The sequence below is a fragment of the Cryobacterium sp. GrIS_2_6 genome, assembly GCF_035984545.1.
Classification (GTDB): domain Bacteria; phylum Actinomycetota; class Actinomycetes; order Actinomycetales; family Microbacteriaceae; genus Cryobacterium.
In genome coordinates this window covers 4,009,465-4,032,181 of the sequence record NZ_JAXCHP010000001.1, presented here as the reverse complement: position 1 = coordinate 4,032,181, position 22,717 = coordinate 4,009,465, and the positions used below count along the sequence as shown (strand labels likewise).

The following is a 22,717-nucleotide window of genomic DNA, read 5'->3' as shown; positions in this document are numbered from 1 at the left end:
TGGACGAGCCTATCGTTTGCCGGTCTTCGCCGGTGATGCCGCGGCAGGGGCCGTGGCGGCGGCTGCGGCGGCGGCGGCGGAGGACGCTCCGAGCCGGCGGATCGGGGGCGTCAGCATTCCGAGAACAGCGGCGACGCCGACCTCGAGCGCTGCGAAAGCGCCGACCAGCAACGGGTTCGGTCCGACGTCCACGAGCCGGCCTGGACCGAGGGCCCCTCCGGACCACCAGGCCAGTAATCCGAGGACAATGCCGGCGACGACACCGGCCAGTGCTCCGGTGAGAGCCAGCCGGCCGCGATCGGCGCCTGCCTCGCCCACACGGTGCTGGCGCTGCCGGGTTGCGAAAGCCGTGAGGTAGCCGATCAGAACGGGCACGAGCAGCCCGAGGAACCCGAAGGCGAGGCTGCCGTGCGGGAGCACGCCGAGCAGCGGCAGGCCGGGTACCGGGCCGAGGACGGTGCCGACCGGGGACACGCTCGACCCGAGGCCGACGGCGATGCCGGGCCCGACGAACCAGGCTGCCGCCCAGATCACCAGGTTGGGGATGAGCGCGAGCTGGGCGATCGTCAGGGTGATGCCGCCCATCACCCCGGCCTGCACGGTCTCGTAGAGGCCGATGATCGTCGCGAAGTTGCCGAGGATCAGCACGAAGACGGCGAGGGCCGCGACGCCGACCGTTCCGGTCGCGGCGCCGAAGCCGGCACGGAGGGCTCCGGCAAGAACCGAGCGCCATTCGGCGGCCACGTCGGGGAGCCGGGGCAGTCGTGGAAGGGCCGGGAGCGCGGGAAGGGCGCGCAGCCAGGCCGGACGGCCGGTTGCCGGGCGACCAGGAGCCGGGTGAGCCGGGTGAGCCGGAGCCGGGTGAGCGGAGGCTCCCTGCGGGTGAGGCGCCTGGCCGGCAACCGGATGCTCTGGCGACTCGGTCCGGTGGCGGGCGCCGATGAACACCCCGGCGGCGAACACGGCCGTGGGCAGGAGCACGCCCTGCGGGATCGACGGCTGCAGGGCATCCGTGCCGACGGTGAGGGTGAGCAGGGTCGCGAGCAGCCCGTAGACGGGGATCGCGGTCAGGACGCCGGTCCAGCGGTGCGGCGAGTCCGCCGCGCGGCGGCCGGTGTGCCTGCCGAGGAACAGGGCGAGCACGGCGAAGCCGAGGAGCGCGATCGTGAGGGAGAACGGCGCCTCGGCGCCGGGCAGACCGAGCGCGGCGACGACGGTGGGGTCGAGCTGGACGGCGAGGTCGACGCCGTTGCCGAGCAGCCAGACCGTGACCGAAGCACGCCAGAAGACGAGCCAGTCGACCGCGAGGCCGTACTGGGTGGCCCACAGGATGGTCAGGGGTACGAGGGAGACGCCCACTCCGATGGCTACGACAATGAGCGCCTCGAGTGCGGCGAGCAGGGCTGTCGTTAAGCGGTTCATCCGGTGGGAGCCTACCTCGCCCGCCTGACCGGCCCGCGCGCCCCCGCCGTGACGCGCGAAAAAAAAGGGGGGCCCGCCGTGGTGGCGGGCCCCCTCTTCGGGCTCTGCGAGCGGATGCCGGGCTACAGTGCGGCGAGAACCTCGCGCAGCAGGGTCGCGGTCTCGCTCGGCGTCTTGCCGACCTTGACCCCTGCGGCCTCGAGGGCCTCCTTCTTGCCCTGGGCGGTGCCTGCGCCGTCGGAGACGATCGCCCCGGCGTGGCCCATGGTCTTGCCCTCCGGCGCCGTGAAGCCCGCGACGTAGCCGACGACGGGCTTGGTGACGTGCGCCCGGATGTAGTCCGCCGCCTTCTCCTCCGCGTCGCCGCCGATCTCGCCGATCATCACGATCGCGAGGGTCTCCGGGTCGTTCTCGAAGGCCTCGAGGGCGTCGATGTGCGTGGTGCCGATGATCGGGTCGCCGCCGATGCCGATCGCGGTCGAGAAGCCCAGGTCGCGCAGTTCGTACATCATCTGGTAGGTCAGGGTGCCCGACTTGGAGACGAGGCCGACCGGGCCCTTGCCGGTGATGTTCGCCGGCGTGATGCCGACGAGCGCTTCGCCGGGCGTGATGATGCCGGGGCAGTTCGGCCCGATGATGCGGGTCTTGTTGCCCTTGGCCTTGGCGTATGCCCAGAACTCGGCGGAGTCCTGAACCGGGACGCCCTCTGTGATGATGACGAGCAGCGGGATCTCGGCGTCGATGGCTTCGATGACGGCGTCCTTGGTGAAGGCCGGCGGGACAAAGGCGATCGAAACATCCGCCCCGGTCTTCTCGATGGCCTCGGCGACCGAGCCGAAGACGGGCAGCTCGACGTCGCCGTGCACGACGGTGGTGCCGGCCTTGCGGGCGTTGACGCCGCCGACGACCTGGGTGCCTGCCGTGAGCATGAGGGCGGTGTGCTTGGTGCCCTCACCGCCGGTGATGCCCTGGACGATGACCTTGGAGTCCTTGTTGAGGAAGATAGACATGTTCGAAAATCCCTTACTTCGCGGCGTAGGCGAGCTCGGCGGCCTTGGCGGCGCCCTCGTCCATGGTGGCGGCCAAGGTGACCAGCGGGTGGTTGGCCTCGGTGAGGATGCGGCGGCCTTCCTCGACGTTGTTGCCATCGAGGCGCACGACGAGGGGCTTGTTCGCGGCGCTGCCGAGCTCGGCGAGCGCGCCGACGATGCCGCGGGCGACCGCGTCGCAGGCGGTAATGCCGCCGAAGACGTTGACGAAGACGCTCTTGACCTGAGGGTCGCCGAGGATGACGTCGAGCCCGGCCGCCATGACCTCAGCGGATGCTCCGCCGCCGATGTCGAGGAAGTTGGCCGGCTTGACGCCGCCGAAGTTCTCGCCCGCGTACGCGACCACGTCGAGCGTGGACATCACGAGACCGGCGCCGTTGCCGATCACGCCGACGACACCGTCGAGCTTGACGTAGTTGAGGTCGTTGAGCTTGGCCTTGGCCTCGAGCGGGTCGGCGGCTGCCGCGTCCTCGAGCAGGGCGTGCTTCGGGTGGCGGAAGCCGGCGTTCTCATCGAGGGTGACCTTTCCGTCGAGGGCGATGATGTCGCCTTCTTCGGTCAGGACGAGCGGGTTGACCTCGACGAGAGTCGCGTCCTCGCCCGTGAAAACGTTGTAGAGCTGCACGAAGACCGGGGCGACCTTCTCGACGAGCTCGGCGGGGAACTTCGCCTCGACCGCGATGCGCCGGGCCGTTTCGAGGTCCATCCCGAGGTTCGGGTCGATCGCGACATAGGCGAGCGCCTCGGGCTTCTCGACGGCGAGAACCTCGATTTCGACGCCGCCCTCGTAGCTCGCGAGCGAGAGGTACGAGCGGTTGGACCGGTCGAGCAGCACCGAGAAGTAGAACTCCTGCTTGATGCGCGCGCCGCCGGCGACCATGACCCGGTTGACGGTGTGGCCCTTGATGTCGAGTCCGAGGATCGCCTGGCCGGCCGCGAAGGCGTCGTCGGGGGTCTTGGCGACCTTGACGCCGCCCGCCTTGCCGCGACCGCCGACCTTCACCTGGGCCTTGACGACGACAACACCGCCGAGCTTCTCCGCTGCGGCGCGCACCTCCTCGGGTGTGTCCGCGATGATGCCCGGCAGAACCGGGACTCCATACTGCTCAAACAGGTCTCTTGCCTGATATTCGTAAAGGTCCACGCTGCTTTGTCCAATCCGCGTCTTAGCGTTCCTGCAGGGTACGAGGGGTGTGCCGGCACAGCGTCCGCCATCGAATGTAGCTCGACGTCGAGACAATCTGACCAGTTCAAACTCTAGCGTCCCAGATGCCGCTGCCTCGCCAAACCTTCCGGACGGCAGTACCATGCCAGCCACACCCCCGCCGCCGGAAGGACCGCGCATGGCCGGACCGTTCAGGACATCCGCTCCCCCGCACGTTCTCGAACTGCGGGTGCACGGCATCAACAACACCTCGCCGTTCGCCCTGCTCGACCTGCCGCCGGACGAGGTAGAGCTCGCCGCCGGCGACGTGCTCGGCAGCTTCTGGACACCGACTCCAGATTCCCTCCGGCGTCATCGCCGGGCAGCGGATGCCGCGGAGGAGCGCGGCTACGTCCCTCGCCGGATCCGCCGCGAGGCATACTCCTGGGGCGGACTGGTGCGCAGCACCCCCGGTGGGGCCGGGCCGGTCTGGGCGGTCATCGCCGCACTCGCCCGGATCGGCTGGGCCCTGCTGCTCCCGTTCTCGATCGCCAACGCTGCCGCCTGGTGCTGGCGGCTCCCGACCCAGGCGGTGCCGCGCGGCCTCAGCGTCCGGGCCGGGGTCATCCGCCTGTTCGGCGTGCTGCTGACGCTCCTGCTCGTCGCGACGGTCGCGAACCTCGGCATCGACCTGCTCGCCCGGCAGTGCTACGTCGACGGGGCGCTGGTCTGCTCCGGGCTGCCCGGCGCGCTCGGCGGCCTCGCCGCGTGGACGACCGGGCAGCGGATGGCCGTCTTCTCGCTCGCGCCGATCGCGATGATCCTCGGGATCTGGCAGCTCTCGAACGGCGCGCGGCTGCGGTATGACGTCGCCGACCGCTATCTCGCCGCCCGGCCGGCAGCGGCGGCACGACCGGGCGCCCGCCCGGCGGACGGGCGACCCGGCACTTCGGCCGAAACGCCCCGGCCGCTGCTGGAGTCCCCGCACCTCTGGAATCGGCGCGGTGAAACGCACCGGCTCTCGCTCGCCCACCTCGCGGCCGGGCTGAGCCTCACGTCGCTCCTCTCCTGCGCCGCCCTGGCCGGCGGGGGCGGCGGGGTGCGCGCGGGCGCGTCCGGAACGGCGGCGGGCGTCGTGTTCCTGGTCGCGGGGACCCTGCTCCTGGCCGCCCTCGTGACCGCGGTCTGCACGCGCACCCTTCCCGTCGAGCCCATCGCTCGCACGCCAGGCGCCCGGTGGCACACCGCGCTCGTGCTGCTCGGCATCGGGACGCACCTCGCGGTGCTCCTCGTCCTCGGGCTCGCCCCGCCCTTCCCGGGAGACGACGGCGCAGCGGCCCCCGGATCGGCCCAGGGCACGGCAGCCGCGGTCGCTTCCGTCTCCCCGGTCTCCTCGATCACGCTGCTCGCACTCCTCGGCGGCATGCTCGCCTGCGTCGTGGCGAGCGCCGTGTTCCGCTACCCCGCCCCACGCGGCCGGCTCCGGTTCGAAGCGTGGCACGGCCTCGCGCCCGCCGTGTTCCTGACCCTCGCGCTCACCGTCGGGCTCATCCTGTCGAGCCTCCTCACCGTCGGGGTCGGCACCTGGCTGAACGGCGGAGCCGGTGCGAGCGCCCTCCTCGGTGCGCCGACGAATGCGGCAGGGTCGCCGGCGACGCCCCTCCTGACCGTGCCGGGCGTGTACCCGTGGTTCGGCGGGCTCGCATTCGCGCTCCTCGCCGTCGCGGCGCTCTCCGTTGCCTGCGCCCTGATCCGGCCGCGCCGGGTCGGCCCCCGCGTCGCGAAGTGGAGCCCGGACGATGTCTCGCCTGGGTCCGGCGACGGCACGGGAACGGACGCAGCGGGAGCGTCCGGCGACCACGCGGGAGAGCCCGGCTTCGGAGAACCCGACGGCCCCGGCGTCCCCGGCGGCGAGACCCCGATGCCGGCGGGATCCGAGGCCGAACTCGTGACGCTGCTCCGCCCCGTGCGTGACCGCAAGCGCGCGCTCGCGGCTCGTCTGCACCTCGTCGAACCGGTCACCGGGATCGTCGCCTCGGCCGGCTTCCTCGCCCTCCTCGCGACGGAGGTCCTCACCGTCGTCGTGCCCCGGCTGCTGCCGGCGGATTCCGCGGCAGCGACACCGGGGTCCGTCCCGACCGGCGGCATCACCGCACCGCCCGGGCTGCTGGCGTGGCTCGACGTGTCGATGGCCGGCTGGGCGGGCGTCGCCGTGCTCGTCCTCGCCGGGCTCGTCATCCCCCCGGCTCCCGGGCGGGCGACGAGGCCGCTCGCGATCGTCTGGGACCTCGCCTGTTTCCTGCCGCGCGCCGGGCATCCGCTCGGGGCTCCCTGTTACACCGAACGCGCCGTCCCCGAGGTCTGCCGCCGGGTGCTCTGGTGGCTTGACGGCCGGGCGGAAGGGACACCACCGCGCCGGCGGGAGGTCGTGCTCGCCGCCCACAGCATGGGGTCGGTCGTCGCGGTCGCCGCCCTCTTCTCCCTCGCCGCACACCCGGATTGGTCGGTGCGGCGGGACCGGGTCACGCTGTTGAGCTTCGGCGTGCAGGTGCGGCCGTACTTCGGGCGGTTCTTTCCCGAGATCCTCGGGCCGGACGTGCTCGGCACCCTGCCCTGCCTGCGCCCGCGGCTGTGGAGCACGGACCCGTGGCTGTCCGACGCGCTGGCGACGCCGCCCGCCCCGGAACCGGCCTCGCCCGCTGCCGCGTTGCCGGTGCGGCGCTGGATCAGCCTGTGGCGGGCCACCGATCCGCTGGGCTTCCCGGCCTGGTCGAACCGGGCGCCGGGCAACCCGATCGACCGGTTCGCCGATGAGATCGATACGAGCGGGTACACGGGCGCGGTCGGCACTCACGGAGAGTACTACCGCACCCGGCAATACCACGACGCCCTCGCCGGCACCGCCCTTCCCGGCTAGCCTGCGCCCCCTCCCGCGCGGCCTCCCGCCTCGGGCGCGCCAGTTGCGCCGTTGCGCGCCTGGCATGCCTGGCGCGGAGCGGCGCAACTGGCGCGTTCGGCCGGAGCCGTCGTCTGCATGGGGGGGGCGGATGCGGGGATCAGCCGAGCGCGAAAAGGGCGGAGGAGGCGAGGGCGGTGCCGACGCCGATGGATTGCGGCAGCGTGAGGCGTTCCCCGAGGACCGCGATCGACAACAGGATCGTCGCTACCGGGTACAGGGCGACCAGCACGCCTACCACGGCGAGGTTGCCGGAGTACAGGGCGATGAGGAGGAGGGCGTCCCCGACGCCGAGCAACACGCCGGCGACCATGCTCCCGGCGATCCAGCGCGGCCCGGCCGACCGAAGCGGACCCAGCGAGAACGGGAGCCGGCCGGCGGACCCGCGGCGCCACATCCCGAGCACCAGGAGGAGCAGGAGACCGAGTGCGATCTCCACGAATGCAGGGACCAGCCCGGCGGATCCGGGGGCGAAGGAGAGCGCGACGACGGACACGCCGAACGCGATCCCGGAACCGATACCGACTATCCAGGCCTGCCGGGACACCCGCACGCTCCCGGCGCGGCGCGAGGTCGACACCAATACCGCGCTCGCGAGGGCGAGGCCGACGGCGACCCAGGCCGCACCGGAGAGCCGCGTGCCGCCCACGGTGGCGACGCCTACCGGCACTCCGGCGACCAGGAGGCCGATCACCGGGGAGAGCACGCTCACGGGACCCACGGTGAGCGCCTGGTAGAATAGACCGAAGCCGACGACGGCCGCCACCCCCGAGACCGCACCCCAGAAGACGGCGCCCTCAGACCAGGTTCCGCCCACGACCAGCAGGCCTGCGCCGAGCGCGACCGTCGCCCACAGGTAGGTCAGGGTTGTCGCGGGCATCACTCCGAACCGCCGTGCGCCGAGGGTTCCGAAGAAATCCGAAACGCCATAGGACAGGGCGGAGGCGAGCGTCAGCACGACCACGAGGATCACGAGTCCATCCTCCAGCACGACGGCCCGGCGCGGCAATGCGACGTACGCGACTGACGCACCACGAACGGTCAGGGCGGGGAGGATCGGGACGGTGGAGAGTGGGACGACTGGATCGGGGGCGGACCCGCGCCTCCGCGAGTAGCGCGAACGCCCCGGGGCTGCTTGACTTCCGGCATGACTGAACTCGACCACGGCATCGAACCGCACGCCCCCGGCCACGCCGAACGGCTCAACTGGCTGCGCGCCGGTGTGCTCGGCGCGAATGACGGCATCGTCTCCGTCGCCGCACTCGTCGTCGGCGTGGCCGCGGCCACCCCGGATTCCGCGGCGATCCTGATCGCCGGAGTCGCGAGCCTGCTCGCTGGGGCGATCTCGATGGCCCTCGGCGAATACGTCTCGGTGAGCAGCCAACGCGACACCGAGCGCACCCTGATCGCCAAGGAACGCTGGGAGCTCGCCAACCTGCCAGAGCAGGAACTCGCCGAGCTCGCCGAGATGTACCGGGCCAAGGGGCTCAGCGCTGAGACGGCCCGGCGCGTCGCCGACGAGCTCACCGCGCACGACGCCCTTGCCGCGCATCTCGAGGTGGAACTGCACATCGGCACCGAAGAACTCTCGAACCCCTGGCATGCGGCGTTCGCGTCCGCGCTCGCGTTCACCGTCGGCGCGATCCTGCCGCTTCTCGCTGTGCTGCTGCCACCGCCGGCATGGCGGCTGTCTGCCACGTTCCTGGCCGTAGCGGTCGCCCTCTCGATTACCGGCTGGCTGAGCGCCTACCTCGGCGGCAGCCCCCGCGGCCGGGCGATCTCGCGGGTCGTCGTCGGAGGCCTGCTCGCCCTCGGCGTGACTTGGGCGATCGGCGGCCTGATCGGCACCTCGGTCTGACCGTAGGCTGGTGCCATGTCCTCACCACGCACGCTCCCAGCATCCGCTCTGCTCGCGGCGGGCATCGACGCCGCCCTTGTACTCGTCTTCGCGGCGATCGGCCGCGCGAGCCACGGCGAGGACCTGCTCGGCGTGCTGACGACCTGGTGGCCGTTCCTCGGCGGCCTCACGATCGGCTGGCTGATCATGCGCGCCTGGCACGCCCCGCAGCGAATCGTCTACACCGGGCTCGGTGTCTGGCTGTGGACGGTCGCGGTCGGGTTTCTGCTCAGGGTCGTGAGCGGCCAGGGCGTTCAGCCGAGCTTTATCGTCGTGACGGCGATCGTGCTCGGTGTGTTCCTGGTCGGCTGGCGCGGCATCGCGGTGCTCGTGCGCCGGGTCCGTACGCGCCGGTTGGCATAACTCCTGCAAATTTCCGGGCGGCGGGATGTTCGACGCGTCTTTCCGGGCCTCGGTCGACGCTCCGGCAGAATGTGCAGGAGTTATGCCCCAGTAACAGCGGAAACGCCACAGCCAGCGCCCCGCGGATGCGGGCTGTGGGGGGATCTGACGGTTAGACGAGCACCTTGAGCGAAGTGTTCCAGTTGAAGTCCTCGAATGCCGGGTTGGCTTGCAGGGTCATCACGAGGAACTGGAAGCCCTCGAGCTCGCGGGCACGACGCAGCGGGCCGACGACGATCGGACGCTGGCCTGCGGCGGTGACGAAGGCGGAGACGGTCGCGTTCGCCTCGTCGGAGTCGGACGCGATGAACACATCGAGCGGGAGGCCCGCGGCGGTGCCCGTGACGAGGGCGCCGGCGAAGGTCGTGTTGAACGCCTTGACGATGGTCACTCCGGGCGCGGCGAGCGCGGCGAGTTCTTCGGCGGCGGAGGTACCGGGGGCGATGACGAGGGAGTCGAAGGTGCTGAAGTCGACGGGGTTGGTGATGTCGATCACGGTCTTGCCGGACAGGGCTGCACCGAGGGTGGTGACGATTTCCTTGGCTGCGTCGAACGGGAGCGCGAGCACCACGATGTCACCGGTGAGCGGGCCGGTGAGAGTGCCCGAAGTGACCTGGCCGCCGAGCTCGGCGGCAAGGGACGCGGCCTTGGCCGGGTCGCGATCGAGGATCTGGAGTCCGCTTCCGGCGACGACGGCACGGGTGCCGATACCGCGAGCCATGTTGCCGCTGCCGATGATCGTGATGTTCGTCATAGTCATTTTCCTCCGGAAGAGTGTCAGATGGATGCTGCCTCCGGCGGGATTCCCGTCACAATTACTTGAAGCAACAACTAAAGACTACGACTCTTTAGTTGAACCGTCAAGTTAACCGGTAGAATTCTCGGCATGACCGAACCGCGCTGGCTGACAGATGACGAACGCGAGGCCTGGCTGCGCCTGATGGCCGTGACCATGCTCCTGCCGGGGCGACTCGAGACGCAGTTGAAACGGGATGCCGGGCTAAGCCACTTCGAGTACTACGTGCTCGCGATGATCTCGGAGAGCACCGAGCGCTCCCTCGCCCTGAGCGAGCTCGCTGCACGCACGAACTCATCTCTCTCCCGCCTGTCGCACGTGATCGCCCGGCTCGAAGTCCAGGGCCTGCTCACCCGGTGCGCCTCGCCGAGCGACGGTCGTACCTCGATCGCACAACTGACCGAGGCCGGCTGGGCCAAGGTCGTCGGGAGCGCGCCCGGCCATGTCGAGGAGGTGCGCTCGGTCGTCTTCGATTCCCTGACGCCCGGTCAGGTCAGCCAACTCTCCGAGATCTGCGGCAGCCTGCTCGGCACCCTCGACCCGGACCACCGCCTGCTCCGCCCGAGCTGAACCGCCCCGGTCTACCGTTCGTAGTCGTCGACGTCGTCGAACTCCTCGGCATCATCGATCTCGGTGATGCTGTGCTCGTCCACACCGCGGTCGTCCTCGTCCTCGTCGTCCTGGTCGACAACGCGGTCGTCGGCGTCGATCGACCAGTCGAGATCATCGTCCTGGTCGTCTTCCGGGACCAGGTCCTCCTCGAGGGTGAGCGCGACGTCGTCGATGTCGCGGTCTTCGTCGAGACCGTCGCTGCCGGAGTCCGTTCGCCGCGGCCAGAGCCCGTCCGGATCAATTCTCATTGTGGCTGCCTCCTCGTCGGAAGAGGGACGCCCCCCGCTGGGTGCCCCCGCGCGAGCAACGGTACGCTCCCGCCCCGCCACTGACAAGGACCGGGTCGTCCCTGTGCACAACCGGTGGAAATCGGTGCGGAACCGCGCGGAACCGTCCGGAACCCTCCGGCGGCTCAGCTCTGGCCGGAGCGAAGCCCGGCGGTGGCGACGAGCGAACCGTCCCGCAGGACCGCGAGAACCTCGATCGGGAAGGTCTCGATGCTGCGGCCCAGTGCCGCCTCGCCGCCCGCGATGATCGTGGTGGCGAGCACGTCGACGGTCACGATGTCGAGACCGATCACGCTGACCTGCCGGTAGGGCGAGGGGCCGCCGCCCGCGCTGGTCCAAATGTGCTCGCCGCGCTCGGCACTTCCCGAGGTCGCAACGGCCCGCACCGGGGCGACGAGCGGCACGGAGGCGAGGAGTTCATGCCGGCTTGCCGGGTCGACGATGCCGGCGACCCAGTCCTGGCCCGGTGACTGGTCGCCGCTCACGAGCAGGTCGCCGCCCGCGTTGACCGACCACGCCGAGAGGCCGAGACCCCGCAGGGCCTCCCCCGCCTCCGCGATCGCGAGGCTTTTCACGACCCCGGAAAGGTCGAGCACGCCGTCGGCGCGGTGCGGCGTGAACACGCCGTCCGTGCGGTCGCGCCAGTCGAGCGCGATCGCGTAGCAGTCCCGCAGCTCGGCGCTCGCCTGGGTGAGACGGATGTCCCCCCGCGCGATCCTGCTGATCTCCGAGTCGGGTCGGTACAGGCTGAAATGCTCGTCCCAGCGGGTGAACACCGAGCGGACGGCGGCGAGGGCCGAGTCCGGGCCGGCAGCCGGGGTGGCGGCCTCGGTGACGGCGCGGGTCCCGCCGTCACCGATCACGCCGTCACCCGTGGCGCTGCCGTGTGCCGTGCTGCCGATGCGGAGGCTCACGACGGTGCCCATGGTCTCGAAGGTCTGCGCGTCCATGGCACCAACGCTAGCGGCGACCCCTGCCGGGTGCACGATCTAGAACCCGGCCGTGTCGAGCGCAGCCTGGAGAGAGGTGAGGTAGCCCCTCGTCGTGTATGTGGCTCCGCTGACGTTGCTGACCTTCGCGGACTGGGCGGCGAGCACCTCGGAGCGGAGGATCGGGGCGGCCTGCGCGCTGATCGCGACAGAGCGGCCGCCGTCGTTGGTCAGCTGCAGGGCTGTGACCTCGGTGATCGTGCCGTTGGCGATCGTGACGGAGACCTGGACAGGGCCGAATCGGGTCTGAACGGTTGATCCCGTGAACGTTCCGGTCGGCCGGGCCGCCGGGGCGGGCGCCGCGGGGGCAGGCACCGCGGGGGCAGGCGCTGCCGGAGCGGGGGTCGCCGCTGTCGGCACGGTGGTCGTGGAACCGGCAGACGTCGTCGCCGGACCGGACACGGCCGGTGCTGAGGCGGCCGGCGTAGGAGTTGCCGGCCCGACGCTCGGAGGCGGGATGGTCGCGGGCGCGGCCTGCGGCGCCGAGAGCGCCTGCATCGAGGCGTTCGCCTGGGCGCCGACCTGCCAACCGACTGCGAGCACGGACAGGGACGCCAGGGTGGCCAGGGTGACTGCGCGGGCCCTCACCAGTCGAACCTTTCGAAGTGGATCTGCCGGGTCGGCAAGCCTGCCGACCGGGCGTCCCGCACGACCTCGTCCGTCCACTTGCGTGGCCCGCAGATGTAGACATCGGCCTCGCGGAGCTTGGGCACGAGGGTTGCGAGGGTGATCCGGGCCTGGACAGCGTCGCCGGGGAGCCAGCTGCTGGTTCCCGGGGCGCGCTTGCCGGCGATGATGCGCAGTTCGGCGCCGCGGGCGCGGCAGAGGGCGGCGAGTTCATCGACGAGGTAGGTGTCGTCGACGGTGCTCGACCGGAGGAGCACGGTCGCCTGCCCGGGTGCGAACGTGGCGGTCTCGAGAAGCGAGCGGATCGGTGCGACCCCGATGCCCGCGGCGATCAAGACGATCCGCGGCGAGGTGCGGGCGAAGTCGGTGAAGAGTCCGTACGGGCCTTCGAAGCTCACCCGAGTGCCGACGGGCACGCGCGGGAGCGTGGAAGACGCGTCGCCGAGCCCGCGCACGGTGATGCGGAGGGACGAGCCGGTGGGCGCGGCAGAGAGCGAGAACGGGTGCGCCTGCCACCACAACCCGGGGGTCCAGAACCGCCAGATGAAGAACTGGCCGGACTTCGCCTTGAGGCTGCGCAGCTGCCGGCCGGACAGGCGGATCGAGACGACCCCACGGGCCTCGTGGTCGACTCCGACCACGGTGAGCCGGGCCCTCAGCGATCGCACGATCGGCACGATGAAGCGGAAGAGGATGATGGACCCGGCAACGCCCGCATACAGGGCGAGCCAGTAGTAGCGTTGCAGCGATCCCTCGCGGAACAGGGTGCCGACGCTGAGCTGGTGCGGAATCGCGACGAGCACGGCGACGTAGGACAGCAGGTGCACGAGGTGCCACACCTCGTAGCGGAACTTGTGCCGCACGACGACGAGCGAAGTGACCACGACGGCGATGAGCAGGCCCAGCCCGAGGAAGGCCAGCGGCATGTCCGGGAGCGACGAAAACATGATCCAGACCTCGTCGAAGAACCCGGCGGGCTGCACGAGCGCATACCCGATGGTGAGCAGCACGGCGTGGGCGAGGATCAGGTAGAGCGCCGGTTTGCCGAGCGACTGGTGCAGCGCCATCGCACTGTCGTGGCCGAAAGCCCTGTCGATCGCGGGCAGCCGCGCGGCGAGCAGCATCATGACGAGGAGGAGGTCGGTGCCGACCAGCCCGGTGACGATTCCGAGTGCCGTGATGGCGTCGGCGGGTGTGCTGATCCTGGCCGCTCCCCCGTCGGCGAGGAAGACCGCGACGACGAGCGCCACCGAGACCACCGCGAGGATTTGCAGGCTGTCGGCCAGTCGCATCCGCCGCGGATAATTCGGGTGGATGCGCGACCTGGCTTGGTGCGGGCGTGCCCGCGTGTCGAGGCTCATAAGGTGAGCATCCCCGGCGAATCCAATGAATCTCTATCGAGGACCTGAAAGGAACCTGTGCGTCGCCAATGTGCGCTGCACGAGTTCACAGGTTCCCATGCGCAGGGCGAAACGGATGCCCTCGGCTAGAACCCGGCGGCGTCGAGCGCCGCCTGCAACGAGGTGAGGTACCCCTGGGTCGTGTAGGTCGCGCCGCTCACATTCGCCACCGCGACGGACTGCTTCTGCAACACTTCGGCCTTGAGCACCGGGGCGGCCCGGTTGCTGATCTGAACCGACTTGGAATCCTTGTCGGTCAGCTGGAGCGCCGTGACGTCGGTGATCGTACCGTCCGCGATCGTGACGGAGACCTGCATGTTCCCGAACCGGGTGGCGACGACGGAACCGGTGAAGGTTCCGGTGACGCCGGCCACCGGGGCGGCCGCGGTCGGGGTAGCGGTCGCGGTCGGAGTCGCGGTCGGAGTCGCGGTCGGAGTCGCGGTGGCGACCGCCGGCGCCGTGGCCGTGGAGGTCGAAACGGCCGGGGCGGATGCGGCGGCAGACACCGTCGCATCCGTCGCGGATCCGCCCAGGGTGTTCTGCAGGGAGGCGACGGCCGGCGTTCCGACCAGCCACCCGATTGCCAGTACGGACAGGGACGCTGTTGCGGCCGCAGCCGCTGCTCGTTTTCTCACCAGTCAAACCTTTCGAAGTGGATCTGTTGCGTGGGTAGTCCGGCCGAGCGGGCATCCCGCACGACCTCGTCGGTCCACCGCCGTGGACCGCAAATGTAGACGTCCGATTCGCTGAGATTCGGGACGAGGGTTTTGAGGGTGATCCGCGCGTTGACGGCGTCGCCGGGCAGCCAGCTGTGGGCTCCGGGGGCACGCTTGCCCGCGATGATACGGAACTCGGCTCCCCGCAGGCGGCAAAGCTCGGCGATCTCGTCGACGAGGTAGCTGTCCGCGACGGAGTGCGAGCGCAACAGCACGGTCGCCTGGCCCGGCGCGAAGGTCGCCGTTTCCAGGAGCGCCCGGATCGGGGCGACGCCGATGCCTGCGGCGAGGAGCACGATCCGCGGGCTCGTCCTGGCCCGGTCGGTGAACAGCCCGTACGGGCCTTCGAAGCTCACCCGGGTGCCGACCGGCACCGAGGCGAGGTCGGTCGAACCGTCACCGAGCGCACGCACCGTGACCCGGAGGGAGTTGTGGGCCGGCGCGGCGGAGAGCGAGAAAGGGTGCGCCTGCCACCACTGCCCCGGCGTCCAGAACCGCCAGATGAAGAACTGGCCTGCGGTCGCCTGCAGGTGGTGCAGCCGGCGGCCGGAGAGGCGGATCGACACGACACCGGGCGCCTCACGATCGACGCCTGCCACGACGAGCCGGGAGCGCAGCGACCGCACGATCGGGAGCACAACCCGGTAGACCACGATGGATCCGGCCACGCCGACGTACAGGGCGAGCCAGTAGTACCACTGCAGCGATCCGGCGACGAGGACCGTGCCTGCGGTCAGCATGTGCGGCAGTGCGGCGAGCACGGCGACGTACGAGAGCAGGTGCACGATGTGCCAGACCTCGTATGGCAGCTTGTGGCGCACGATGACGAGCGAGGTGACGACCACGAGCACGAGCAGGCCGAGCGCGATGAAGGCCAGGAGCATGTCCGGCATCTGGGTGAGCATGCTCCACGTTTCGGCGAACACGGTGACCTCGCTGGAGAGGGCGTACCCGATGATGAGGAAGACCGCGTGGGCGAGGATCAGGTAGAGGGCCGGCTTACCGAGGGACTGGTGCAGCGCCATCGCGTTGTCGTGGCCGAATGCGCGGTCGATCGCGGGCAGCCGGGCGGCGAGCAGTGTCATCACGAGCAGCAGGTCGGTGCCGACGAGGCCGGTGACGATGCCGATCGAGGTGAGGGCGTCCGCGGGGGTGCCGAAACGGGCGGCCCCGCCGCAGCCGAGGAAGAGGGCGACGGCGAGTGCGAGCGAGACGATGCAGAACACCTGCAGGGTGTCGGCGAGGCGCATCCGTCTCGGGTAGTTCGGGTTGACGCGTGGGGCGGGCTGACGGCGGGTGCGCGTCTTCTCGGAGAGACGCTGCTGGAGGCGCAGGGGTCTGGTGTCGAGGCTCATGTTCCGAGCATCGGGCCACTTCCCATGTGGAGCCTTTCGGAAGCCTATGTACCGGCTATGGAATCCACCTCACCTGCCGCTTATGCTGCTGCGCCGGTCCGCTTGCCGGAGCCGAACCGGAATAGCAGCACGAGCAGGATCGCGACCCCCGCCCCGAGTGCCGTCTCGACGATGCGGTCGACGAGCAGGGCGGGCACCGGAACGGGACTACTGAGGTGCACGACGGAGAGGGCGAGCGGGGTGATGAAGAGCAGCGCGGCCCCGTAGTGCTTTCCGACCAGGATCTCGGCGCCGAACTGGCTGACCGCGATCACGACCACGAGCCACGCGACGGATGGCCCCGGCAACAGCACGAGGCCCGTCACGACCACGCCCAGTGCGGTCCCGACCACGCGGTGCACGGCCCGGGAGATCGAGTGGGCCGCCCGGGGCGGCGGCAGCACGGCGACGACGGCGACAACGGCCCAGTAGGGGTGCCCGATTCCGGCGGCGATCGCCAGACCGCCGGCGATGAGCACGCCCGCGACGTTTTGCAGGATCGTCAGCCAGACCTGCGGATCGGTGACGGCGCGCGGCCAGAGGCGCGGCCGCCGGGGCAGCCCCTTGAACAGCACGGCAGACCGGTCCCCCGAGAGCCGCCGGAGCGTCCAGCCGGACATCGTCAGCAGCCAGGCGAAGGCCGCACCGCACACCGCCACGAGCAGCCGCGGGCCGAACTCCGCCGCTGGCGTCGGCACCTGGGCGCAGACCGCGAACGCGAATACGAAGAACAGCGGGGTGCCGGGCACGAGCCCGGCGGTGACGGCGATCAGGATGCCGGCGGCCACGACGAACAGCAGTCCGGCGGTCAGGAGGGGAAGGCTCGCACCGGCGATGGCCACGATAAGCGCGAGGGTGATGCTCACGAGAAGGAATCCCCCGCCGATGCTGATGGTGCGGGCGCGCAGCCGGTAGGGCTCGTTGCGGCCGTAGAGCGCCGTCATCGCACCGAAAGACGCGTAGGCGGTCCACTCGAGGCGCCCCCAGGCCACGAGGAGCACCAGTGGAAGTGCCATCGCGAGGCTCGCTCGCACGGCCACCTCGACGTCGAGCGTACGCAGTGAACGCACCCGTTCGATGAGTCCCTCCGACACTAGATCTTCTCGATCGGCGCGATCTTGATCAGAAGCTTCTTTGCGCCCGCCGTATCGAACTGGACATGTGCGACCCGCTTGGTGCCCTCACCGGTGACCTGGTTGACGCGACCGTCGCCGAAGCTCGAGTGCCGGATCCGGTCGCCGGCCGCGAGCTCGAGATCCCCGTTGTCGCGGACCTGGGTGAGGGCGTTGGCCCACTCGGTCTTCGGCTTCGGGGCGGGCGGCAGCTCACTGAAGCCGCTGCGGGTGGAGTTGAAGCCGCCGCCGAAGCCGTCCCTGCGATTGAGCGCACGCGACTGGGTGCCGTTCCGGGAGTTGGCCATGCCGGGCGACTGCTTCCAGTCGATCAGCGCGGCCGGGATCTCCTGAAGGTAACGGCTCGGCATGGCCACGTTGATCTCGCCGAACTGGGCGCGGGTCATCGCGAGCGAGAGGTAGAGGCGCTGCCGGGCCCGGGTGATGCCCACGTAGAAGAGGCGGCGCTCCTCGGCGGGGCCCCCCGGCTCGTTCGCCGACATCTGGTGGGGCAGGAGCCCCTCCTCGACCCCGGTCAGGAACACGGCTTCGTACTCGAGGCCCTTTGCGGTGTGCAGGGTCATCAGGGAGACGGTGCCCGAGGCGTCGTCAAGGTCGTCCGCTGCCGCGACGAGCGAGACCTGGGTGAGGAAGTCGACGAGGCCGGCGTCGGGGTTCTCCCGGTTGAAGTCCTTCGTCTGGGCGACGAGTTCCTCGATGTTCTCCGCCCGCGCTTCGTCCTGGGGGTCGCGGCTGTTGCGCAGCACCGTGAGCAGCCCGCTGCCCTCGAGCACGAAGGTCAGCAGCTCGGAGACGTTCACCGGGCCGCCGGGATACGCCGGGTCGATCTTGAGGGCGGCCTCGTCGAGCACGCCGGCCAGCTGCAGGATCGCGCCGGTGACCTTCTGGCCGAGTCCGAGTGATGCGGAATCGCGCATCGCCTCGCGGAAGCTGATCTGGTTGGCCTCGGCGAAGCTGCCGAGCCCGGTCTCCGTTGCGGGGCCGATGCCGCGCTTGGGGGTGTTCAGGATGCGCCGCAGGGCGAGCTCGTCGTCGGGGTTGGCGACCGCGATCAGGTAGGCGAGCGCGTCCTTGATCTCGGCGCGCTCGTAGAACTTGGTGCCGCCGACGACGCGGTACGGCACTGCGGCGCGGACGAAGATCTCCTCGAGCGCCCTGGTCTGGGCGTTGGTGCGGTAGAACACGGCCATGTCCCGGTAAGCCATGCCTGCCCCGTGCAGGGTCTCGATCTCGTCCGCGACGAACTGGGCCTCGTCGTGACCGTTGTACGCGGTGTAGCCGACGATCTTCTCGCCGTCGCCGCCCGCGCTCCACAGCTTCTTGTCTTTGCGGTCGAAGTTGTGGCCGATCACGGCGTTCGCCGCCGAGAGGATGTTCTGGGTCGAGCGGTAGTTCTGCTCGAGCAGGATGACCTTCGTGCCGGGGAAGTCCCGTTCGAATTCGCTGATGTTGCGGGTGTCGGCGCCGCGGAAGGCGTAGATGGACTGGTCGGAGTCGCCGACGACGGTGAGGGAGGCACCGGGGATGCCGCCAGTCGGCTCGCGCAGGTTGCGCACGTGCACGCCGGTCGCCTCGAGCTCGTCGGCGAGTTCTGCGGTGACGGGTAGCGTGAGTTCGCGCACGAGCGAGTACTGGGCGTGGTTGGTGTCCTGGTATTCGTCGACGAGGATATGCCGGAAGCGCCGCCGATAGGTTGCGGCGACGCGGGGGAAGGCGCGGAACAGGTAGACCGTCTCGCCGATCAGGTCGTCGAAGTCGAGGGCGTTCGCCGCACGCAAGCGCTGCGTGTACTGGCGGAAGATCTCGATGAACATGACCTCCTGCGGGTCACTGAGGTTGGCGTTGCGGGCGTAGGAATCGACGTCGGCGAGCTCGTTCTTGAGCTTGGAGATCTTCGCGGCGGCGTTGCCGGGCGTGAATCCGTACGTGTCGGCGTCGAGCGACTTGATGATGCGTTTGAGGGTGACCTTGGTGTCCGCGGAGTCGTAGATGCTGAAGCTCGAGGAGAGGCCGGCACTCTCGGCCTCGCGGCGCAGGATGCGGACGCAGGACGAGTGGAAGGTCGAGATCCACATGCCCTCTGAACCCTCGCCGAGGAGGACCTTGACCCGCTCGCGCATCTCGGCGGCGGCCTTGTTGGTGAAGGTGATCGCGAGGATCTGGCTCGGGTAGGCCTCCCTGGTCTCGAGCAGGCTCGCGATGCGGCGGGTCAGCACGCTCGTCTTGCCACTGCCTGCACCCGCGATGATGAGGAGGGACGGCCCGCGGTACTCGACGGCTTCGAGCTGCTGCGGGTTCAGCCCGTCGAGCAGGGGACTCTGCCGCTGGCCGGGCTCGCCATCGGGGCGGCCGGGGCCGAAGCCGTCGCCATAGCCGTCCAGGATTATCGGCGTTGCCGAAGAAGTGCGTGCGGGGGTGTTGTCCGGGTCGAAGGGCGTCATCATCTCGCCTCCAAGTCTAAGCGGTGCCCCTGACACCGGCCGGGGCGCCCGGCCGCTTGCCAGCGTTGCCGGCAGTACCGGAGGCAGGTCGATCGGCGGCCGCCCGGTTCAGCGGTCTTCGCGGGCCTCTGCGGCGAGTTCGTCACGGACCGCGACGGCGAGGTCGGGGTGGTCGGCGAAGACCCCGTCGATCCCGGTGCCCATGATGGTGCGGAACTCGGTCTGCCAGTCGCCGAAGTCGGCGCGGAACCGCCCGCGCTGGAAGGTCTTCGCGAGGAACACGTTTTCCGGGCGCAGGGTCCAGCAATAGATCTCGAGGTTGGCGGCGTGGGCCGCGTCGACGAGGTCGGAAGCGCCCGTGACGTGTCCGTCCGCCCCGATCTCGAGGACGAGCGACTTCGGCACGCTGACGCCGTCGACGAGACCGCTCAGCCCGTAGAGGCCCTGGTCGGTCAGGTAGTCCGCGTAGTCGGGGGCCGAGCGGCCGAGCAGGCGCACCTGGTCGGCCGGTTTCCCCGTCGCCTCGAGCAGGAAGATCCGCTTGCCATAGATGCCGCGTGCGTAGACCTGGTCGAGCAGGGTGCGTTCGAAGCTCTCGATCGTGAGCCGTCCGTCGCCGGCGTTCCAGCCGGCGGTGTTCACCTCGGCGGCGAAGAGTTCGTCGACAGGGAGGCCGATCGACTCGAAATAGCTCGCGTGCTTGATCTCGGCGACGACGCCGACCGGGCGCCTCGCCCGGCTGGACACCCGGTCCATGAGCTTGAAAACGTCGCGCAACCGCAGCAGCGGGAATCGGCCGTCGAAGGACGCACTGGCCTTGCGGAGGGCCGGCAGCCGTTCGCGCGCTCGCAGGGTGCGCAGCTCGGCCCAGGTGAAGTCCTCGGTGAACCAGCCCGTCGTCCGGATGCCGTCAATGACCTTCCGGGTGCGGCGAGCGGCGAATTCGGGGTGGGCCGCAACATCCGTCGTCGCGGAGAGCTCGTTCTCGTGACGCACGATGAGCACGCCGTCGCGGGTGACGACGACGTCGGGTTCGACCGCGTCAGCACCGAGGGCAACCGCGAGCTCATAGGCGCCGCGGGTGTGCTCCGGCCGGTAACCGCTCGCCCCGCGGTGACCGATCACGATCGGTTGCATTCCCTGACCATACGCGCTGCTGGCAGACTCGAAGCCATGACACTCTGGAGGGAACCCGACACCCGACGCCACACGCCGGCGGTGTATCGCGCCCGCCTGACGCTCGGAGTCTCTGCGATCGCGCTCGGCATTGCCGCGACGAACCTCACGAGCACCTACAGTCTCTTCTTCCTCGCCATCGGGCCCGCCATGCAGCTGCTCGGCTGGCTCGCGCTGCCCGGGGAGCTCTGGCGGCGACTGCTGGTGATCCTCCCCGCGGAAATCGCCGCGCTCACACTCCTGGCCGGCCCCGATTTCACCGGCGCGTTCGCCGTACTCCTCGCGTGCTGGCTGTTCGTGCGGCACCGGCCGGGGATCAGCTACCTCGTGCTGCTCGCCCCCGTCGTCGTGAGCTTCGTCCTCAAGCTGTCGCTGCACAACTCGTCGCAGAACTGGGTCGGCGACGTCGTGGGCTCCGCGACGGTGATCGCATCCGCCTGGGTCGCACGCTGGATCGCCCAGAGGCGTTGGGCGCGGCTCAATCCGCCGTCGGCCGATGAAACGACCGGGACAGGCGACGCCGGGGACAGTCCCTCAGGATCTACAAGGCAGACGCCCAGCAGGGCTGAATAGACTCTCAGAAACGCTAACCGGCGACATGCCGGGCCCCCGGCGTTGACAACACCCGAGCTGATTGAGATCTTAGGAACATGGCATCCTCAAACCCCGCATTCTCGCGCAATCCCGCCTTTGCCGCACAAGGATCCGCGGCAGCGACCGGCCTGACCGAAGCTGACCTGCAGCGCATCTACGAAGCGCCGTCCGCAGGCTCGCAAGACACCGGCCGGATGACCTACGAAGACACCATCGTGAAGACCACGCTGAGCTTCGCCCTGCTGCTCGTCGCAGCGGCCGCGGCCTGGCTGCTCAGCCCGACGATGCCGTTCCTGCCGTTCCTCGGCATGATCGTCGGCCTCGTGCTCGGCCTCGTCAACGCCTTCAAGAAGGAGCCGTCACCGGGCCTGATCCTCGCGTACGCCGCGGCTGAAGGCCTCTTCGTCGGCGGTATCTCGTACATCTTCGAGGCGATCTACCCTGGCGTCGTCGTCCAGGCCGTGCTCGCGACCCTCGTGGTCGTCGGCGTGACCCTCGCCTTGTTCGCGAGCGGCAAGATCCGTGCTTCGAAGCGTGCGACCAAGGTCTTCCTGATCGCGATGGTCGGCTACTTCGTGTTCTCGATGCTCAACTTCGGCCTCGTCGCCTTCGGCGCCATCGACAGCCCGTTCGGCCTCAGCAGCAACGTGAAGATCTTCGGCATCCCGCTCGGCGTCGCGATCGGCATCCTCGCCGTGCTCATGGCCGCGTACTCCCTCGTGCTCGACTTCGACTTCATCCAGCGCGGCGTCAACAATCGGGTCGCCCGCAAGTACGGCTGGTCCGGCGCGTTCGGCATCATGGTGACAGTCGTCTGGCTCTACGTCGAGCTGCTCCGCCTCTTCGCGATCTCGCGAAACTAGCTCGCTCGCGCCCTCGCGAGAGCAGAACCCTCTCCGCACACACTGTGAAGTCGGAGATTTTCGCCAGGAATATCTCCGACTTCACGTCGTTAATGCAGGGGTCGCAGAGCCGGAGTCCGGCTCAGATCCAGCCCATGTCTGTCGCGGTTCGGATCGCCTCTGACCGGTTGCTTGCCCCGAGCTTGGCGGATGCCGCCGAGAGGTAGTTCCGGACGGCCCCTGGGCTCAGGTGCAACGAGCGTGCGACCTCGGGGGCACTCCGTCCCCCGGCCGCGAGGAACAGGACCTCGGTCTCCCGCGCCGTGAGCGGTGATTCTCCGTGCATCATCGCGTTGATCGCGAGCTGCGGGTCGATCACGCGGTCGCCGGCGTGGATCTTCCGGATGACCGCGATCAGGCGCCCTGAGGCCAGGTCCGTTTTCTGGAAGCCATCCACGCCGCCCTGGATGGCGCGGCGGACGTCACCGGGGCGCGGATGGCTCGAGAGCAGCAGCACCTTGACCCGCGGGTCGGCGGCCTGGATCAGTGGCAACAGCCCCAGGCCGTCGATCGTGGGCAGGTGGATGTCGAGGACTATGACATCGGGAGCGGTCTGACGCACAGCCGACAGGACCTCGGCGCCTTCGCCGATCGCGGCAACGACCTCGATATCGGCTTCGAGCCAGAAGACAGCCTGGAGAGCCGTGCGCAGGAGGACGTGATCCTCGACGAGCAGCACCCGGATCAGCGAGCCCTGCCCCCGCGCCGGGGCGGGAAGTGCGGGCTGGGTGGTTTCGAAGCTCATCCCTGCCCCCCCCTCCCGACGTCGGACGACTGCCC

General features: G+C 69.8%; 21 protein-coding genes. 6 read left to right on the top strand and 15 right to left on the bottom strand.

Annotation, left to right across the window (positions count from 1 at the left end):
• Positions 1-9: 9 nt before the first annotated feature.
• The 3 genes from RCH22_RS19505 to sucC form a co-directional block, all read right to left on the bottom strand.
• Positions 10-1,422, bottom strand: a complete 1,413-nt coding sequence (locus RCH22_RS19505; protein ID WP_327015254.1) for a DUF6350 family protein — start codon at positions 1,420-1,422, stop codon at positions 10-12.
• 122 nt (positions 1,423-1,544) lie between these two features.
• The gene (sucD, locus tag RCH22_RS19500; protein ID WP_327015253.1) at positions 1,545-2,432 is read right to left on the bottom strand and encodes a succinate--CoA ligase subunit alpha; all 888 of its coding nucleotides are present in this window, start codon (positions 2,430-2,432) and stop codon (positions 1,545-1,547) included.
• A 13-nt stretch (positions 2,433-2,445) separates the two neighbouring features.
• Positions 2,446-3,615 carry an ADP-forming succinate--CoA ligase subunit beta gene (gene sucC, locus RCH22_RS19495; protein ID WP_327015252.1) on the bottom strand — a complete coding sequence of 390 codons (1,170 nt, stop codon included), beginning with the start codon at positions 3,613-3,615 and terminating at the stop codon, positions 2,446-2,448.
• Positions 3,616-3,814: 199 nt separating this feature from the next.
• Here sucC and RCH22_RS19490 point away from each other — a divergent pair, with 199 nt between their 5' ends.
• The gene (locus RCH22_RS19490; protein WP_327015251.1) at positions 3,815-6,532 is read left to right on the top strand and encodes a hypothetical protein; all 2,718 of its coding nucleotides are present in this window, start codon (positions 3,815-3,817) and stop codon (positions 6,530-6,532) included.
• A 139-nt stretch (positions 6,533-6,671) separates the two neighbouring features.
• Here RCH22_RS19490 and RCH22_RS19485 read toward each other — a convergent pair whose 3' ends face one another.
• Entirely contained in the window at positions 6,672-7,544 is an 873-nt protein-coding gene (locus RCH22_RS19485; RefSeq protein ID WP_327015250.1) for an EamA family transporter, read from the bottom strand.
• A 174-nt stretch (positions 7,545-7,718) separates the two neighbouring features.
• Between RCH22_RS19485 and RCH22_RS19480 the strand changes: the two genes are divergently transcribed.
• Both RCH22_RS19480 and RCH22_RS19475 read left to right on the top strand, forming a co-directional pair.
• Positions 7,719-8,429, top strand: a complete 711-nt coding sequence (locus RCH22_RS19480) for a VIT family protein (protein ID WP_327015249.1) — start codon at positions 7,719-7,721, stop codon at positions 8,427-8,429.
• Between the two features lie 15 nt (positions 8,430-8,444).
• Positions 8,445-8,831 carry a DUF3054 domain-containing protein gene (locus RCH22_RS19475; RefSeq protein WP_327015248.1) on the top strand — a complete coding sequence of 129 codons (387 nt, stop codon included), beginning with the start codon at positions 8,445-8,447 and terminating at the stop codon, positions 8,829-8,831.
• Positions 8,832-8,982: 151 nt separating this feature from the next.
• Here RCH22_RS19475 and RCH22_RS19470 read toward each other — a convergent pair whose 3' ends face one another.
• Complete coding sequence (locus RCH22_RS19470; RefSeq protein WP_327015247.1) at positions 8,983-9,624, bottom strand: NAD(P)-binding domain-containing protein; 642 nt, start codon at positions 9,622-9,624, stop codon at positions 8,983-8,985.
• 132 nt (positions 9,625-9,756) lie between these two features.
• Between RCH22_RS19470 and RCH22_RS19465 the strand changes: the two genes are divergently transcribed.
• Positions 9,757-10,236, top strand: a complete 480-nt coding sequence (locus RCH22_RS19465; RefSeq protein ID WP_327015246.1) for a MarR family transcriptional regulator — start codon at positions 9,757-9,759, stop codon at positions 10,234-10,236.
• 11 nt (positions 10,237-10,247) lie between these two features.
• Here RCH22_RS19465 and RCH22_RS19460 read toward each other — a convergent pair whose 3' ends face one another.
• From RCH22_RS19460 to RCH22_RS19420, 9 genes are all read right to left on the bottom strand, one after another.
• The gene (locus RCH22_RS19460) at positions 10,248-10,526 is read right to left on the bottom strand and encodes a hypothetical protein (protein ID WP_327015245.1); all 279 of its coding nucleotides are present in this window, start codon (positions 10,524-10,526) and stop codon (positions 10,248-10,250) included.
• A gap of 164 nt (positions 10,527-10,690) precedes the next feature.
• Complete coding sequence (locus tag RCH22_RS19455) at positions 10,691-11,515, bottom strand: FAD:protein FMN transferase (RefSeq protein WP_327015244.1); 825 nt, start codon at positions 11,513-11,515, stop codon at positions 10,691-10,693.
• 39 nt (positions 11,516-11,554) lie between these two features.
• On the bottom strand, positions 11,555-12,142 hold the full coding sequence (locus RCH22_RS19450) for an FMN-binding protein (RefSeq protein ID WP_327015243.1): 588 nt from the start codon (positions 12,140-12,142) through the stop codon (positions 11,555-11,557).
• Positions 12,139-13,542, bottom strand: coding sequence for a ferredoxin reductase family protein (locus tag RCH22_RS19445; protein ID WP_327015242.1), 1,404 nt, complete (start codon positions 13,540-13,542; stop codon positions 12,139-12,141). The genes RCH22_RS19450 and RCH22_RS19445 overlap by 4 nt, the downstream gene beginning before the upstream one ends.
• Positions 13,543-13,667: 125 nt before the next feature.
• Positions 13,668-14,216: an FMN-binding protein gene (locus RCH22_RS19440; protein WP_327015241.1), complete on the bottom strand. Its 549-nt coding sequence runs from the start codon at positions 14,214-14,216 to the stop codon at positions 13,668-13,670.
• On the bottom strand, positions 14,213-15,652 hold the full coding sequence (locus tag RCH22_RS19435; protein WP_327015240.1) for a ferredoxin reductase family protein: 1,440 nt from the start codon (positions 15,650-15,652) through the stop codon (positions 14,213-14,215). Before RCH22_RS19435 ends, RCH22_RS19440 begins: the two co-directional genes overlap by 4 nt.
• A gap of 80 nt (positions 15,653-15,732) precedes the next feature.
• Positions 15,733-16,785, bottom strand: coding sequence for an FUSC family protein (locus RCH22_RS19430; RefSeq protein WP_327015239.1), 1,053 nt, complete (start codon positions 16,783-16,785; stop codon positions 15,733-15,735).
• Entirely contained in the window at positions 16,785-19,265 is a 2,481-nt protein-coding gene (locus RCH22_RS19425) for a UvrD-helicase domain-containing protein (RefSeq protein ID WP_327015577.1), read from the bottom strand. The genes RCH22_RS19430 and RCH22_RS19425 overlap by 1 nt, the downstream gene beginning before the upstream one ends.
• 108 nt (positions 19,266-19,373) lie before the next feature.
• Positions 19,374-20,402 (bottom strand): glycerophosphodiester phosphodiesterase family protein, encoded by a 1,029-nt coding sequence (locus RCH22_RS19420; protein WP_327015238.1) that lies wholly within the window; start codon positions 20,400-20,402, stop codon positions 19,374-19,376.
• Positions 20,403-20,438: 36 nt separating this feature from the next.
• Between RCH22_RS19420 and RCH22_RS19415 the strand changes: the two genes are divergently transcribed.
• Positions 20,439-21,014 (top strand): hypothetical protein, encoded by a 576-nt coding sequence (locus RCH22_RS19415; RefSeq protein WP_327015237.1) that lies wholly within the window; start codon positions 20,439-20,441, stop codon positions 21,012-21,014.
• A gap of 77 nt (positions 21,015-21,091) precedes the next feature.
• Positions 21,092-21,898, top strand: coding sequence for a Bax inhibitor-1/YccA family protein (locus RCH22_RS19410; RefSeq protein WP_327015236.1), 807 nt, complete (start codon positions 21,092-21,094; stop codon positions 21,896-21,898).
• 121 nt (positions 21,899-22,019) lie between these two features.
• On the opposite strand, the gene RCH22_RS19405 is transcribed toward RCH22_RS19410, so the two are convergent.
• Complete coding sequence (locus RCH22_RS19405; protein WP_327015235.1) at positions 22,020-22,682, bottom strand: response regulator transcription factor; 663 nt, start codon at positions 22,680-22,682, stop codon at positions 22,020-22,022.
• Positions 22,683-22,717 lie beyond the last annotated feature (35 nt).